Here is a 15,733-nt window from a genome sequence, read left to right as displayed (position 1 = left end):
TGTCCCGCATTGCGGCCATTCCAGCTCGCTTTAAAATGTACTTGAACTTCGAACAGGCGTAGCGCGACCCGGTATTACCGCGGGCTGCGCTTCGCCAGAATCCGCTGCAAGGTCCGGCGGTGCATGTTCAGCCGTCGCGCGGTTTCCGAGACGTTTCGGTCGCACAGTTCATAGACCCGCTGGATATGCTCCCACCGTACGCGGTCGGCGCTCATAGGGTTTTCGGGGGGCGGGGGCAGTTCGTCGCCCTTGGCCAGAAGCGCGTTGGTGATGTCGGTGGCGTCGGCGGGTTTCGACAGATAGTCTGTGGCGCCGATTTTCACGGCCGCCACGGCAGTCGCGATCGCGCCATAGCCAGTCAGAACCACCACCCGGCTGTCGGGGCGCTTTTCCCGCAGCACCTCGACCACGTCCAAACCGTTGCCATCCTCAAGCCGCAGATCCACTACGGCAAAGGCAGGTGGGCGAGCGGTGGCGATGGCGCGGCCGGCGGCGACCGATCCGGCGGTTTCCACCTCGAACCCGCGCTTTTCCATCGCCTTGGCCAGACGCCTCAGAAACGGCTCGTCATCATCCACCAGAAGCAGGGATTTGTCGGGGCCGATTTCAAGCTGCGCACTGTCTGCCATGTGGGTTCTTTCTGCTATGTCCTGCCGATAGGCTTGGTGTTGAGTAATAGCAGCGCCACACCAAAGGTCAAACCACCCTCTATTTCCCTGCCTGGTCCAGGAAACAGGCGACCCGGTCGGCAATCTGCTCGGCCGTGTCGTCCCGCTTGAAGAACTCCAGGAATCCGTCCTGCGGCGTGACGAAATAGGTAAAGGTGGAATGATCGACCAAGTAATACTCGTCGCTCTTGTCCTGGGCCTTGTAATAAGTCTTGTAGGCTTGGCTCGCAGCTTTGACCTGTTCGGGCGTTCCGGTCAGCCCGATCATCTTTTCATGCAGGTTGTAGGCAAAATCGCCGACCGCCTCGGGGGTGTCGCGATCGGGGTCGATCGAGATGAAGATCGGCGTCACCGAATAACCGCGCTCGGTCAGGATATCGACGGCCTCGGCATTGCGGGTGGTGTCCAGCGGGCAGACATCGGGGCAGAAGGTATAGCCGAAATAGATCAGCGACGGCTCGGTGATCACATCCTTGTCGGTCACGGTTTCACCCTTGGAGTTGATCAGCTCGAACGGGCCGCCGATGGCCGCGGAACCGCCGGCGATCTGGCTGGTCCGGCATTGGGCGAACTTGTCCTCGGGCCCGCCACGCGTCATCAGCCACATGGCGCCTACGCCAAGGGCCAGAACGACGGTTGCGAGAATGGCAAAAAGACGGACCATGGCGTATTTCCTGACGCAAGGGGTTGTTGATCGGATCGGCCGCGACACCTATCAAGTTGACCAGCCGCCGCAACAGGACATAATCGCGCGATGACGGATTCCAACACCAGCCTCTGGCGCGGACAGGAACGCAGCAGTTGGATCCGGCTGCGCACGCTGATCCTGCTGCGATGGGTGGCCATCATCGGCCAGCTGACCGCCATCACCGTGGCGCAGCAGGTCTATCACGTTCAGCTGGAACTGGGCCTGTGCTATCTGGCCATCGGCGTGTCGGTGATGGGCAACCTGACGGCTATGCTGCTGTTCCCGCAGAACAAGCGCCTGACCGAGTTCGAGAACTTCCTGATGGTGCTGTTCGACCTGCTGCAGCTAGCCATTCTGCTGTACCTCACCGGCGGGCTGAACAATCCCTTTTCACTTCTGCTGCTGGGGCCGGTGACCATCGCCGCCAACGTCATGAGCACCCGCTCGACCCTGATCATCGGCGGGGCGGCGATCATCGTGGCGACGCTGCTGGCCCGGTTCCACCTGCCGCTGCGCACCAATCTGGGGCTGGTGCTGGACATCCCCGAGATCCTGCTGTTCGGAAACTGGGCCGCCATCGTGATCGCGATCGTGTTCATCGGCGCCTACTCGCACCGCATCAGCGCCGAGGTCCAGTCGATGTCCGAGGCGCTGGCCGCTACCCAGATGGCACTTGCCCGCGAACAGAAACTGACCGACCTGGGCGGGGTCGTGGCCGCCGCCGCGCATGAGCTGGGCACGCCTCTGGCCACCATCAAGCTGACCAGCGCCGAGCTGATCGAGGAATTGGACGACCGCCCGGACCTGAAGGAAGACGCCGCCCTGATCCGCGAGCAGGCCGACCGCTGCCGCGACATCCTGCGCGACATGGGCCGGGCCGGAAAGGACGACCTGCACCTGCGGCAGGCGCCACTGTCCACCGTGATCCACGAAGCCGCCGAGCCGCATATCCACCGCGGCAAACAGGTGCATTTCGCCGAAGGGCCGGGGCCGGATGGCGACGTTCAGCAGCCCTCGATCCTGCGCAAACCCGAGATCATCCACGGGCTGCGCAACCTGATCCAGAACGCGGTCGATTTCGCCCGCGCGCAGGTCTGGGTCGAGGCCGAATGGACCCCCGACCGCATCACCGTCAGCATCATGGATGACGGACGCGGATATCCGGCCCAGATCATCGGGCGCATCGGCGATCCGTTCATGCGCCGCAAACGCGCCGAAACCGACCTGCGCACGCGGCCCGAATACGAGGGCATGGGCCTGGGTCTGTTCATCGCCAAGACGCTGCTCGAGCGCAGCGGTGCGGAACTCTCCTTCGCCAACGGATCCGATCCGTATCAGGACCTCACCGACGACCCCGAGCGCCGGGGCGCCATCGTTCTGGTGTCCTGGCCGCGGAAACTGATCGACGCCCAGAGCGGTGAGTCGCCGGTTCCCTCGGGTGCCAACAAGCCGTTCCGGGTCTGAGTTAAGACACCGTTAACCATTGGCGTCGATAGTTGGGTCTGGTTTGGGTTTTCGGGTGCACGGGATATGGCAGACTGGATCATTCTGGCCGCGATCAGCCTGGTCTCGTCAAGCCTGGCGCTGCAGTGGCTGTTGCCGCGGCGCCGGCCCCGCGATGACAGCTTTGGCCTGTCGGCGCCCGAATCCCTTTTGGATGCGGTGTTTCTGTTCGATGGCGATCGCCTGATCAGCCATTCCGACATCGCCCTGTCCGGATTCGAGTCGGTGAATGACTGGAACGATCTCAGTCGCCTGTTGCAGAGGGACTTTCCCGCCTTTCCCGAGTCTCCTGAACTGGTGCGCGAGCAGGGCAGCATGGTGGTGTCTGCCATCGACTGCACGGTCGAGCGAGAAGTTCTGTGCGAATGGATCGACGGGATTGTACGGGTGCGCCTGCGCGACCGGGCCGGTGCACCCGAGCCCATTCGCCGCGACCCCAGCGACCCGATCCGCCTGGCCATGGACAAGGCGCCCTATCCGGTATGGCTTCTGAACCGGTCGAACAGGGTCAGCTGGTGCAACGCTGCGTATGTAACGCTGGCCCGCAAGGTGCGGGGGCCCGATACTGACCTGACCGACCCCATGTTTCCCGATCTCGCGGGTGAAACCCGGCCCGGACGGAAGACCCGCGTTTCCATTCCGGTCAAGGGCAACGACAACAGGCTGTGGTTCGATCTGACGCAGATCGAACTGGACGAGGGCATGCTGCACTATGCCGTCGACGTAAACGCGATCGTCGAGGCCGAAACCGCCCAGCGCAAATTCGTCCAGACCATGACCAAGACCTTCGCGCAGTTGTCGATCGGGTTGGCGATCTTCGACCGCAACCGGCAGCTGGCGCTGTTCAACCCTGCACTGATCGACCTGACGGCGCTGCCGCCCGACTTTCTCAGCTGCCGCCCCAGCCTTTCCAGCTTTTTCGACAGGCTGCGCGACCAGCACATGATGCCCGAACCCAAGAACTATCGAAGCTGGCGCAGCCAGATGAACGACCTGCTCGAAGCGGCCGAAGGCGGCAACTATCAGGAAACCTGGTCGCTGCCGTCGGGATCGGTCTATTCGGTCAGCGGCCGCCCGCATCCCGACGGCGCCGTTGCTTTTCTGTTCGAGGACATCACCGCCGAGATCACCCTGACCCGGCGCTTCCGGTCCGAGATGGACCTGATGCAGTCGGTCTTCGACAAGCTGGCCGACGCGATCGCCGTTTTCGCCGATGACGGGACTCTGGCCTTCACCAACCATGCTTATCACCAGCTTTGGAACGACCCGGACGAAGAGGGTTTTCAGCCCGCCACCGTGTTGGACCTCATCCGCAGCTGGCAGGAAAAATGCCAGGCGACTCCGGTTCTGGGCGAAATTCGCGACTTCATCGAAATGCGCAATGACCGGGCCGAGTGGAGCGCGGAAATCCGCAAGTCGGACGGGACGCCCGTATCCTGCACGGTGACCCCGATCCAGAACGGCGCGACCATCGTCCGTTTCTCGGTCGAACCGGCTGAAAACCCGGCCAGAGGAATGATGCAGATCCCGGCCTGAACCGGGTTGCAGCGGGGGTGCGGCGCGTCCATTGTGGCGCCATGAATTCGCCTGTTTCGATAACCCTGGACTCGCCCGAAAAGACGTCGCGCCTGGCGGCGGAACTGGGCCAACGGCTGGCCCCCGGCGACGTGGTGCTGCTCGACGGACCCATAGGCAGTGGCAAGACCCATTTCGCCCGCAGCCTGATCCGGTCGGTCCTGCCGGTCCCCGAGGATGTTCCGTCACCGACCTTCACCCTAGTTCAGGTCTATGACGGCGCCACCGGAGAGATATGGCATTCCGACCTGTATCGCCTGACCTCGGCCGACGAGATCGTCGAACTGGGCCTGACCGAGGCGTTCGACACAGCGATCTGTCTGGTCGAATGGCCAGAAAAGCTGGGCGATCTGCGGCCGGAGTCGGCCTTGTTGGTCACGTTTAAAACCGACGCGGCCCACGAGGAAACGCGACATCTGACACTGTCCTGGTCCGATCCGAAATGGGCTGACAAGCTGGAGTTTTCCGTATGACCAACCGTGCAGACCTGATCCAGGCGTTCCTGGGGCGGACCCCGTGGTCCGGAGCACGACGCCAACCGCTGGCCGGCGACGCGTCCAACCGCCGCTACGAGCGGCTGACCGATCCCGACACGGGAAGGACGGTTGTATTGATGGATGCGCCCCCGGACAAGGGCGAGGACGTCCGGCCCTTTGTCAAGGTCGCCCGCTACCTGAATTCCATCGGTCTGAGTGCGCCTGAAATCCTGGCCGAGGATGCCGAGCACGGCTTTCTGCTGCTGGAAGATTTCGGTGATGAGCTGTTCGCCCGGGTGCTGGAACGCGCGCCCGCGAAAGAGCGCGCGTTGTACGACGCCGCCACCGACGTTCTGGTGCATTTGCACGCCGCCTCCTTGCCCGCGCTGGACAGCTATGATCCATCCCTGATGACCGAACTGTCGGCACTGGCCTTCACCAAATATGCGGAAGGAATTCTGGGCAGGCACGATGCCGACGCCCGGGCGCGGTTCGAACACCGCTTTGCCGACATCCTGCATCAGGAAACTTCGGGCACACGGGTGGTGACGCTCAGGGACTACCACGCCGAGAACCTGATCTGGCTGCAGGATCGCGATGGGGTCCGCCGGGTCGGCCTGCTGGATTTCCAATGCGCGATGCTGTGCCATCCGGCCTATGATCTGGTGTCGCTGCTGCAGGATGTCCGGCGCGCCGTGCCGGCAGGAGTCGAGATGCAGATGATCCAGCGCTACATCGCGTCCACCGGCGTGGACGATCATGACTTCCGCACTGCCTACAGCGTTCTGGGCGTCCAACGGAACCTGCGCATTCTCGGCGTGTTCGCCCGGCTGGCCATGGACTATGGCAAGCCGCATTACATCGATCTGATCCCGGCCACCTGGGCGCATCTGATGCGCGATCTGGAACATCCCGCGTTGATTTCCCTGGCCGACCTGCTGCGCTCGGCCCTGCCCGAACCCACCCCGGAAAACCTGGCACGTCTGAGGGGCGCATGACCGCAAGACCGCAGGCCGTGATGCTGTTTGCCGCCGGTTTCGGCACCCGGATGGGCGCGTTGACCCGCACCCGGCCCAAGCCGCTGATCCCGGTGGCCGGACGGCCGCTGATCGACCATACGCTGGAGTTGACGGATGCGGTGAGGCCGCGCCGTGTGGTCGCGAACCTACACTACATGGCCGATCAACTGACCGATCATTTGGCGCCGCGTGGTGTTCTGCTGTCACACGAACAGCCGGAAATCCTGGAAACCGGCGGCGGGTTGCGGGCAGCCTTGCCACTGCTGGGTCCGGGGCCGGTATTCACGATGAATACCGATGCGATCTGGTCCGGGCCCAACCCTTTGGAGTTGCTGCAGGCGGCCTGGGACCCAGCGCGGATGGACGCGCTGTTGATCTGCGTGCCGATCGCACAGACGATCGGACATGCAGGCCCCGGAGACTTCAAGGTCGACCCCCAAGGCCGGCTTGCACGCGGGCCGGGTCACGTCTATGGCGGCATTCAGATCCTCAAGACCGACGGTCTGGTGGACATTCCGGAAAAAGCTTTCTCGCTCAATGTTTTGTGGGACCGGATGCAGCGCGATGGACGGCTGTACGGGCTACAGTATCCCGGGCGCTGGTGCGATGTCGGCCGCCCCGAAGGCATCGCTCTGGCCGAGGAGATGCTGGCCGATGTTTGAACCCGCCGCCACCCCCCGGGTCTTTGCAGTGCCGCCCGGCGCGGATTTTCCGCAGGCACTGGTGCGCGGGCTGCGGGCGCGCTGCGACGGCCGCCCGCCCGAGGCACTGGCCCGCGTACAACTGGTGTTGAACACCCGCCGCATGGCCCGCCGCGTGCGCGAGCTGTTCGATCAGGGCCCGCCCTGCTTGTTGCCCCGCATTTCGCTGGTGACTGATCTGGGCGAAAGCGTCGATCTGGATCAGGTGCCGCCCGCCGTGCCGCCCTTGCGGCGACGGCTGGAACTGACGCAACTGGTGTCCCGCCTGCTCGACCAGCAACCGGACCTGGCCGCGCGGTCGTCGCTGTTCGACCTGTCCGACAGCCTCGCCGCCCTGATCGAAGAGATGCAGGGCGAAGGCGTCTCGCCCGAGGCGATCCGGCAGCTGGACGTGACCGACCTGTCGGGCCATTGGGCACGGGCGCAGGCCTTCATCGGCATCGCCGACCAGTTCCTGAAGACCGAGGATGGCAGCCTGGACGTGCAGGCCCGCCAACGCCGCGTGGTCGAAAACCTGATCGCCCGCTGGCAGGACGCGCCGCCGCAACACCCGGTGATCCTGGCCGGGTCCACCGGCTCGCGCGGGACCACGCTGATGCTGATGCAAGCGGTGGCGCGGCTGCCGCAGGGGGCGCTGATCCTGCCCGGGTACGATTTCGACCAGCCCGCCCATGTCTGGGAGCGGTTGGATTCGACAATGACCTCGGAAGATCACCCGCAATACCGGTTCCGCAAGCTTATGACAGAACTGGGCTTGGAGCCGGATCAGATCGCAGCCTGGACCCCGGACCAGCCCCCCTCGCCCGCGCGCAACCGTCTGGTTTCATTGGCGTTGCGTCCGGCCCCGATTACCGATGCCTGGATGAGCGAAGGCCCGCGGCTGCGCGATCTTGATGCCGCGACGCGCGACATCACCCTTGTCGAGGCGCAATCGCCGCGGGCCGAGGCGCTGGCCATCGCCCTGCGCCTGCGGCAGGCGGCCGAGACCGGACAGACTGCTGCCCTGATCACCCCCGACCGGATGCTGACCCGCCAGGTCAGCGCTGCTCTGGACCGCTGGAACATCCTGCCCGACGACAGTGCCGGCCTGCCGCTGCAACTGTCGCCGCCGGGCCGGTTCCTGCGTCATGTGGCCGGGCTGTTCGCGCGCCGTCTGGATGCCGAGGCGCTGCTGACCTTGCTGAAACACCCCTTGTGCCACAGCGCGGGCGACCGCGGTGCCCATCTGCTGCACAGCCGCGATCTAGAACTGCACCTGCGCCGCAATGGCCCGCCCTTCCCCGACCGCGACGGCCTGACCGGCTTTGCCGTCGAAAAAGAAGTACCCGATGCGTGGGCCCAGTGGCTGATCCGCAATTTCTGCGACCAGCAGATCAGCGGCACCCTGCCGCTCACCGACTGGGTGCAGCGCCTGCGCGATCTGGCCGAAGCGATTGCTGGCGCCGGAACCGCCGGCGCGGGCGAGCTGTGGGACAAGAATGCAGGCCAAGCGGCTCTGGCGGTGATCTCGGGCCTTGCGGACGAGGCCGAGCACGGCGGCGAGATGACGGCGCTGGATTTCGCCGATCTGTTGGGTGCGCTGCTGGCCGGGCAAGAGGTCCGCGACCGCGACGCCCCCCACCCGCGGATCATGATCTGGGGCACGCTCGAAGCGCGCGTGCAGGGTGCCGACCTGCTGATTCTGGGCGGGCTGAACGAGGGCAGCTGGCCCGAGGCCCCCACGCCCGACCCCTGGTTGAACCGCCAGATGCGCGACCGTGCCGGCCTGCTGCTGCCGGAACGGCGCATCGGCCTGTCGGCCCATGATTTCCAGCAGGCCATCGGCGCGCCTGAGGTCTGGCTGACCCGCGCGGTGCGCTCGGATGATGCCGAAACCGTGCCGTCACGCTGGCTGAACCGGTTGACCAACCTGTTGCAGGGCCTGCCGGATCAGGGCGGCCGCGCGGCGCTTGAACAGATGCGCGACCGGGGCAAGACATGGCTGCTCTGGTCCGAGATGCTGGAACAGGCGCCCCGGATCGCCGCCGCACCACGTCCTTCACCGCGCCCGCCGGCGGCCGCGCGCCCGCGCCGCCTGTCGGTGACCGAGATCAAGAAGCTGATCCGCGACCCCTATGCGATTTATGCCAAGCACGTCCTGCGCCTGAAACCGCTGGACCCGCTGGTGCAGGCGCCCGACGCCCTGCTGCGCGGTATCGTGATCCACGAGATCCTGGAACATTTCGTCAAGGACAGCGTGCTGGACGGCGCGCTGCTGACCCGCGACAATTTCCTGAAACGGGCCGAGGCGCTTCTGGATCAGCATGTCGCCTGGCCTACCGCCCGAAAACTGTGGCTGGCGCGGCTGGAGCGGATCGCAGACGACTTTCTGCGCGCCGAGATCAGCCGCCGCAGCGACGGCGGCCCGATCGCGTTCGAGGCCAAGATGCGCCTGACGCTGGAACCGCTTGGTTTCACTCTGAATGGCCGCGCCGACCGAATCGACCGCAACAGCCGCGGCGCCCTGACCATCATCGACTACAAGACCGGCACGCCGCCCTCGGAACCGCAGCAGGCCAAGTTCGACAAACAGCTGCTGATCGAGGCCGCGATGGCCGAGCAGGGCGGGATCGACGGCTTTGACCCGATGGCCGTGGCCAGCGCCGTGTTCATCGGTATGGGCGGCACCTACAAAGAGGTCCCGGCACCTTTGGACAAAGAGCCGCCCGACAAGGTTCTGGCCGAGCTGAAAGAGCTGATTTCTGCCTATTTAGAGCCTGATCAGGGGTTTTCTTCGCGCCGGATGATGCACAAGGACAGCGACGTGGGCGACTATGACCACCTGGCGCGGTTCGGCGAATGGGACCGCACCGCCGAAACCAAGCCCGAGGATCTGACATGACGCCGCGCGACGAAGCAACCGAACGGCAGGTTCAGGCGGCGCGGCCCGATGCGTCGACCTGGCTGGCGGCCAATGCGGGCTCGGGCAAGACGCGGGTTCTGACCGATCGCGTGGCGCGGCTGCTGCTGGATGGTGTACAGCCGCAGCACATCCTGTGCCTGACCTACACCAAGGCCGCCGCCAGCGAGATGCAGAACCGCCTGTTCAAGCGGCTGGGCGAATGGGCGATGCTGGACGACGCGGCGTTGCTGCGGCAACTGACCGAACTGGGCGTCGAAGGGGTAATCGACCCCGACCGCCTGGCCCGTGCCCGCACCCTGTTCGCGCGTGCCATCGAAACGCCGGGCGGGTTGAAGATCCAGACGATCCACTCGTTCTGCGCCTCGCTGCTGCGGCGGTTCCCGCTGGAGGCCGGGGTCAGCCCGCAGTTTTCCGAAATGGAAGACCGCGCCGCGGCCCTGCTGCGCGAGGAAATCGTCGAGGATTTTGCCGAAGGCCCACAGGCCCGCCTGATCGAGGATGTGGCCCGCCACATCACCGATACCGGCTTTGACAAGCTGACCGCCGCGATCGCCCAGAAGCGCACCCTGTTCAAGCCCGCGCTGCAATGGCCCGACCTGCTGGCCCGTTTTGGCCTGCCCGAGAGGTTCGACGAGGACGCGCTGCTGGCGCAGGTGTTTCTGGGCGGCGAGGTCGAACTGATCCGGTCGATCCTTCCGGCGCTGGCGGGCGGCGGCAAGACCGACGCCAAGGCGGCCGAGAAACTGTCGGGCTTCACCGAACCCGCCTTGCGTCAGTTGCCGGTGCTGGAAGACGTGTTCCTGACCGGAAAATCCGCCAAAGAGCCCTTTACCGCCAAGATCGGCAATTTTCCCACCAAGGCGCTGCGCGAGGGGGTCCTGGCAGGGCATATGGATCCGCTCGAGTCGCTGATGCGGCGGGTCGAGGCCGCGCGGGAAGGGCGTCTGGCGCTGGCAGCCGCGCGCAAGTCCATGGTGCTGCACCGCTTCGCGGCGGCGTTCCTGCCGGAATACGAGCGCCGCAAGCAACTGCGCGGCTGGTTGGATTTCGACGACCTGATCCTGCGCGCGCGCCTGTTGCTGAACGACCCGGCGGTGGCCGCTTGGGTGCTGTACCGGCTGGATGGCGGGATCGACCACATCCTTGTGGACGAGGCGCAGGACACCAGCCCTGATCAATGGGATGTGGTCGAGAAACTGGCACAGGAATTCACCAGCGGCGAGGGCGCGCGTTCCGGGGTCGAGCGGACGATCTTCGTGGTCGGCGACAAGAAACAATCGATCTATTCCTTTCAGGGGGCCGACCCGCAGGCCTTTGACCGGATGCAAGCCGAGTTTGGGCGGAAATTGCAGGAATCTGGCTCTAAACTGTGGGATTGGACGCTGGAATATTCGTTCCGCTCCTCCAGCGCCATCCTATCGCTGGTCGATATCCTGTTCGAAAACCGCGCCGAGGCGGGGTTTCAGAAAGAGTCCCAGCACCGCGCCTTCAAGGCCGATCTGCCGGGCCGGGTCGATCTGTGGCCCGTGGTGGAAAAGGTCGAGGACGCGGACGAGGGCGACTGGACCGACCCGGTCGATCGGCCCGCGGCGCAGCATCACACGGTGATCCTGGCCAACCAGATCGCCGCGCGCATCAAGGCCATGATCGACGCCGGCGAAACCATCCCCGAAGACGGCCCCACGCGCGGTACATTCGTGCGCCGGAAGGTGCGGCCGGGGGATTTTCTGATCCTGGTGCAGCGCCGCTCGGACCTGTTCGCCGAGATTATCCGCGCCTGCAAGGCCCAGGGTCTGCCGATCGCGGGGGCCGACCGGCTGAAGGTGGGTGCGGAACTGGCGGTCAAGGATTTGGCCGCACTGCTGAGTTTCCTTGCCACGCCCGAGGATGACCTGTCGCTGGCCACGGTACTGAAATCGCCGCTGTTCGGCTGGTCCGAGCAGATGCTGTTCGACCTCGCTCATCGCCGACAGGAAAGGTACCTGTGGGCGGCGCTGCGCCAACGCGCCGGGGATTTTCCCGAAACGCTGGCTGTGTTGAACGATCTGCGCGGGCAGGTGGACTTTCTGCGCCCCTATGACCTGATCGAACGGGTGCTGACCCGCCATGACGGCCGCCGCAAACTGTTGGGCCGTTTGGGCGCAGAGGCCGAGGACGGCATCAACGCGCTGCTGTCGCAGGCGCTGGCTTATGAGCGGTCAGATATTCCCAGCCTTACCGGTTTCCTGGTCTGGATGCAGACCGATGACCTGGAGATCAAGCGCCAGATGACCGGCGTGGGCGACATGATCCGGGTGATGACGGTACATGGCTCGAAAGGATTGGAGGCGCCGGTCGTGATCCTGCCGGACACCGGCAAGCGGCAGCCGCCCCGCGATGCCGAGATCATGGTCGCCGACGGAACGCCGCTGTGGAAGGTGCCCGCCGACCTGTCGCCGAACCTGATTGCCCGTGCCCGCGAAGACGCGCGCCAACGCGAGGAAAACGAGCGGCTGCGTTTGCTGTACGTCGCGCTGACCCGGGCCGAGAAATGGCTGATCGTGGCGGCTGCCGGCGATCTGGGCAAGGACGGGTCCAGCTGGTACCAACTGGTCGAAGAGGCGATGGGCCGGGCAGGGGCCACCGAGATCCCCGGCACCGGCATCCGCCGTCTGGCGCATGGCGATTGGGAGGGTCTGCCACTGGACCATCGCCCGACCCCGGAACCGGCGCAGGAGATCCTACCGGACCTGTTTCACCGGCCCGCATCCGAGCCGATACCCGATCCCGAAACGCTCAGCCCGTCCGATCTGGGCGGGGCCAAGGCCCTGCCGGGCGAGACCGGGCTTGAGGAAGAGGCCGCCAAGCTGCGCGGCACCCGCCTGCACCTGCTGCTCGAACATCTAGCCGAGGCACCGCGCGACCGGTGGGATCAGCTCTGCGCCCGGCTTCTGCCCGATATGCAGGACGGCGACCGCCGCGACCTTCTGGCCGAGGCGTCGGGCGTGCTGACGTCGCCGGACCTGGCCCCCGTCCTTGCCCCGGCCGCGTTGGCCGAGGTGCCCGTCTCGGCCACTCTGGACGGTCGTCGGATCCACGGGGTGATCGATCGGTTGATCGTGACGGATGACGTGGTGCAAGTCATTGATTTCAAATCGAACGCTACGGTTCCCGATCGGGCCGAGACCTGCCCCGAGGGCCTGCTGCGCCAGATGGGCGCCTATGCCGCAGCGCTGTCGCAGATCTATCCCGGTCGCGAGATCCGCACCGCGATTCTGTGGACGCGAAGGGCGCGTCTGATGTGGCTGCCACACGATCTTGTGACGGAGGCCTTGGGGCGTGCCCAGATATCTTGACCTCCCTCTTGGGGACACCTACGTTCGACTCCCAAGCGCATGTCATTCAGGAGACAGAATATGTCGACCGTAGCCGTAACCGACGAAACCTTCGACGCCGAAGTCAAAAACTCGGACGTCCCTGTCGTGGTGGATTTCTGGGCCGAGTGGTGCGGCCCCTGCAAGCAGATCGGCCCCGCCCTGGAAGAGCTGGCGGCCGAATACGGCGACAAGATCAAGATCGCCAAGGTCGACGTGGACAGCAACCCCAACTCGGCCGCGGCCATGGGCGTGCGCGGCATTCCGGCGCTGTTCATCTTCAAGAATGGTCAGGTGGTTTCAAACCGCGCAGGCGCCGCGCCCAAGGCCGCCCTGCAAAGCTGGATCGAAGAATCGATCTGATCGCACCGGATCCCAAGGACATAAGGCGCCCCGCCAAGGGCGCCTTTTTTGCGGCCATACCGGACAAAAGAAAAGACCGCCCGAAATTTCGGACGGCCCTTTCTGGGGAGATAACTTTGCGTGCCGCTCAGATCTTGGCGATGTCGGCGCGGGTCAGGCCGATGTCGTCCAGCTGTTCGTCGCTCAGGCGCGACAACAGTTTGCGGGTCTTGCGGCCGGTGTTCCATTCAACAACCGAGTCATAGACGCGGATGAAAGCGTCCACTACGTGCAGGATGGTAGCTGCTCCGAGCGGCGCATGGATGTTTGCGGTGGTTGCCATTTTGCGCATTCCTTCAACTGAAGCAGCCGACCCAATGTCGGTTGCAGGCCCCATCTAGTCCTGCCGGGGGCGACTCACAATTGCTGGTCCGACAACCCCGTGATGCATAGATTGCATATCTTTTAGGCAGTTTGAGAACGGGTTGCGCGGATCGCCCGCCCGGCCCATATAGGTCGGCAACGGATACGGAGGCTTGTATGGCTGAGAACGACTTTCCCGGATGGCATGGCACCACGATCATCGGCGTCAAGAAGGGCGGCGAGGTCGTCATTGCGGGTGACGGGCAGGTCAGCTTGGGCCAGACCGTGATCAAGGGCACCGCCCGCAAGGTGCGCCGCCTGTCGCCCGGCGGGTTCGAGATCGTCGCCGGCTTCGCCGGATCGACGGCGGATGCCTTCACCCTGCTGGAACGGCTCGAGGCCAAGCTTGAGGCGACACCGGGCCAGTTGGCCCGCGCCTCGGTCGAGCTGGCCAAGGACTGGCGCACCGACAAGTATCTGCAAAAGCTCGAGGCGATGCTGATCGTCACCGACGGGGCGGACATGTTCGTGATCACTGGCGCGGGCGACGTGCTGGAGCCCGAACATGACGTGGCCGCGATCGGGTCGGGCGGCAATTTCGCTTTGGCGGCGGCGCGGGCGATGATGGACAGCGACAAGAGCGCCGAACAGGTGGCCCGCGACGCAATGGCGATCGCCGCCGATATTTGCGTCTACACCAACGGCAACCTCACCGTGGAGCGGATCACGAAATAACGGGCTCCGCCTTGTGTTTCCGCACCCCATGCTTAGGTTGCCCGCGAAACAACGGGATTTGAAAGCACATGACCGACCTGACCCCGCGCGAAATCGTCAGCGAGCTGGATCGCTTCATCATCGGCCAGAAGGATGCCAAGCGCGCCGTGGCCGTGGCCCTGCGCAACCGCTGGCGGCGCAAGCAGCTGCCCGATGACATCCGCGACGAGGTCTATCCCAAGAACATCCTGATGATAGGCCCCACCGGCGTCGGCAAGACCGAGATCAGCCGCCGCCTGGCCAAGCTGGCCCGCGCGCCCTTCATCAAGGTCGAGGCAACCAAGTTCACCGAAGTCGGCTATGTCGGCCGCGATGTCGAACAGATCATCCGCGACCTGACCGACGCCGCGATCGTCCAGACCCGCGAATACATGCGCGAAGAGGTCAAGGCCAAGGCGCACCAGGCCGCCGAGGACCGGGTGATCGAGGCCATCGCCGGCTCGGACGCGCGCGAGAGCACCCGCGAGATGTTCCGCAAGAAGCTGAAATCGGGCGAGCTGGACGACACGGTGATCGAGCTTGAGGTGGCCGACCATTCCAACCCCATGCCGATGTTCGACATACCCGGCCAGCCCGGCAGCCAGATGGGCATGATGAATCTGGGCGACATCTTCGGCAAGGCCTTTGGTGGGCGGACGGTCAAGCGCCGGATGACCGTGGCCGAAAGCTATGACATCCTGATCGGGGAAGAGGCCGACAAGCTGCTGGACGACGAAACCGTCACCCGGACCGCGCTTGAAGCGGTCGAGCAGAACGGCATCGTCTTCCTTGACGAAATCGACAAGGTCTGTGCCCGGGCCGATGCGCGCGGTGCCGATGTCAGCCGCGAAGGCGTGCAGCGCGACCTGCTGCCGCTGATCGAGGGCACGACCGTGTCCACCAAGCACGGCCCGGTCAAGACCGACCATATCCTGTTCATCGCGTCGGGTGCCTTCCACATCGCCAAGCCCTCGGACCTGCTGCCCGAACTTCAGGGCCGGCTACCGATCCGGGTCGAGCTGCGCGCGCTGACCGAAGAGGATTTCGTGCGTATCCTGACCGAGACCGACAACGCCCTGACCCGCCAGTACACCGCGCTGATGGGCACCGAGGACGTGATTGTCTCGTTCACCGATGACGGCATCGCGGCGCTGGCCCGGATCGCGGCCGAGGTGAACCGCAGCGTCGAGAATATCGGCGCCCGGCGACTGTACACGGTCATGGAGCGCGTGTTCGAAGACCTGTCTTTTGCCGCCCCCGACAAGGCCGGCGCCGAGATCGTGGTGGACGCGCAATTCGTGGATGACAATTTGGGCGAATTGACCAAATCCGCCGATCTCAGCCGTTACGTTCTGTAACAGGTCCCACCGAAGATCGGCGGTCTGTCGCC

The 15,733-nt window shown here is 64.9% G+C and carries 13 protein-coding genes; 10 read left to right on the top strand and 3 right to left on the bottom strand.

Features of this window, described 5'->3' with window-relative positions; genetic code table 11:
* Positions 1-74: 74 nt before the first annotated feature.
* Both AC2FNS_RS16400 and AC2FNS_RS16395 read right to left on the bottom strand, forming a co-directional pair.
* A complete protein-coding gene (locus AC2FNS_RS16400; protein ID WP_496683628.1) occupies positions 75-629 on the bottom strand; it encodes an ActR/PrrA/RegA family redox response regulator transcription factor in 555 nt (184 codons plus the stop codon).
* A 79-nt stretch (positions 630-708) separates the two neighbouring features.
* Positions 709-1,332 (bottom strand): SCO family protein, encoded by a 624-nt coding sequence (locus tag AC2FNS_RS16395; RefSeq protein ID WP_496711038.1) that lies wholly within the window; start codon positions 1,330-1,332, stop codon positions 709-711.
* 90 nt (positions 1,333-1,422) lie between these two features.
* Here AC2FNS_RS16395 and regB point away from each other — a divergent pair, with 90 nt between their 5' ends.
* The 8 genes from regB (at position 1,423) to trxA (ending at position 13,248) form a co-directional block, all read left to right on the top strand.
* The gene (regB, locus tag AC2FNS_RS16390) at positions 1,423-2,820 is read left to right on the top strand and encodes a sensor histidine kinase RegB (protein WP_496687904.1); all 1,398 of its coding nucleotides are present in this window, start codon (positions 1,423-1,425) and stop codon (positions 2,818-2,820) included.
* Between the two features lie 66 nt (positions 2,821-2,886).
* Positions 2,887-4,395, top strand: a complete 1,509-nt coding sequence (locus AC2FNS_RS16385; RefSeq protein ID WP_496711037.1) for a PAS-domain containing protein — start codon at positions 2,887-2,889, stop codon at positions 4,393-4,395.
* A gap of 41 nt (positions 4,396-4,436) precedes the next feature.
* The gene (gene tsaE / locus AC2FNS_RS16380; protein ID WP_496683638.1) at positions 4,437-4,907 is read left to right on the top strand and encodes a tRNA (adenosine(37)-N6)-threonylcarbamoyltransferase complex ATPase subunit type 1 TsaE; all 471 of its coding nucleotides are present in this window, start codon (positions 4,437-4,439) and stop codon (positions 4,905-4,907) included.
* Positions 4,904-5,908, top strand: a complete 1,005-nt coding sequence (locus AC2FNS_RS16375; protein WP_496711036.1) for an aminoglycoside phosphotransferase family protein — start codon at positions 4,904-4,906, stop codon at positions 5,906-5,908. The genes tsaE and AC2FNS_RS16375 overlap by 4 nt, the downstream gene beginning before the upstream one ends.
* Positions 5,905-6,591 carry a nucleotidyltransferase family protein gene (locus AC2FNS_RS16370; RefSeq protein ID WP_496711035.1) on the top strand — a complete coding sequence of 229 codons (687 nt, stop codon included), beginning with the start codon at positions 5,905-5,907 and terminating at the stop codon, positions 6,589-6,591. The genes AC2FNS_RS16375 and AC2FNS_RS16370 overlap by 4 nt, the downstream gene beginning before the upstream one ends.
* Complete coding sequence (gene addB / locus AC2FNS_RS16365) at positions 6,584-9,511, top strand: double-strand break repair protein AddB (protein ID WP_496711034.1); 2,928 nt, start codon at positions 6,584-6,586, stop codon at positions 9,509-9,511. Before AC2FNS_RS16370 ends, addB begins: the two co-directional genes overlap by 8 nt.
* Positions 9,508-12,867: a double-strand break repair helicase AddA gene (addA, locus tag AC2FNS_RS16360; RefSeq protein ID WP_496711033.1), complete on the top strand. Its 3,360-nt coding sequence runs from the start codon at positions 9,508-9,510 to the stop codon at positions 12,865-12,867. The genes addB and addA overlap by 4 nt, the downstream gene beginning before the upstream one ends.
* 60 nt (positions 12,868-12,927) lie before the next feature.
* On the top strand, positions 12,928-13,248 hold the full coding sequence (gene trxA, locus AC2FNS_RS16355) for a thioredoxin (protein WP_490361043.1): 321 nt from the start codon (positions 12,928-12,930) through the stop codon (positions 13,246-13,248).
* 127 nt (positions 13,249-13,375) lie between these two features.
* Here trxA and AC2FNS_RS16350 read toward each other — a convergent pair whose 3' ends face one another.
* Positions 13,376-13,570 carry a DUF1127 domain-containing protein gene (locus tag AC2FNS_RS16350; protein ID WP_496711032.1) on the bottom strand — a complete coding sequence of 65 codons (195 nt, stop codon included), beginning with the start codon at positions 13,568-13,570 and terminating at the stop codon, positions 13,376-13,378.
* 197 nt (positions 13,571-13,767) lie between these two features.
* On the opposite strand from AC2FNS_RS16350, the gene hslV reads away from it, so the two are divergent.
* Entirely contained in the window at positions 13,768-14,325 is a 558-nt protein-coding gene (gene hslV / locus AC2FNS_RS16345) for an ATP-dependent protease subunit HslV (protein ID WP_149774117.1), read from the top strand.
* 68 nt (positions 14,326-14,393) lie between these two features.
* Entirely contained in the window at positions 14,394-15,701 is a 1,308-nt protein-coding gene (gene hslU, locus AC2FNS_RS16340) for an ATP-dependent protease ATPase subunit HslU (RefSeq protein WP_496711031.1), read from the top strand.
* The last annotated feature ends 32 nt before the right edge of the window (positions 15,702-15,733 follow it).

The organism is Ruegeria sp. BHSA191, assembly GCF_059613325.1.
This window is presented reverse-complemented; position numbering and strand designations above follow the sequence as displayed.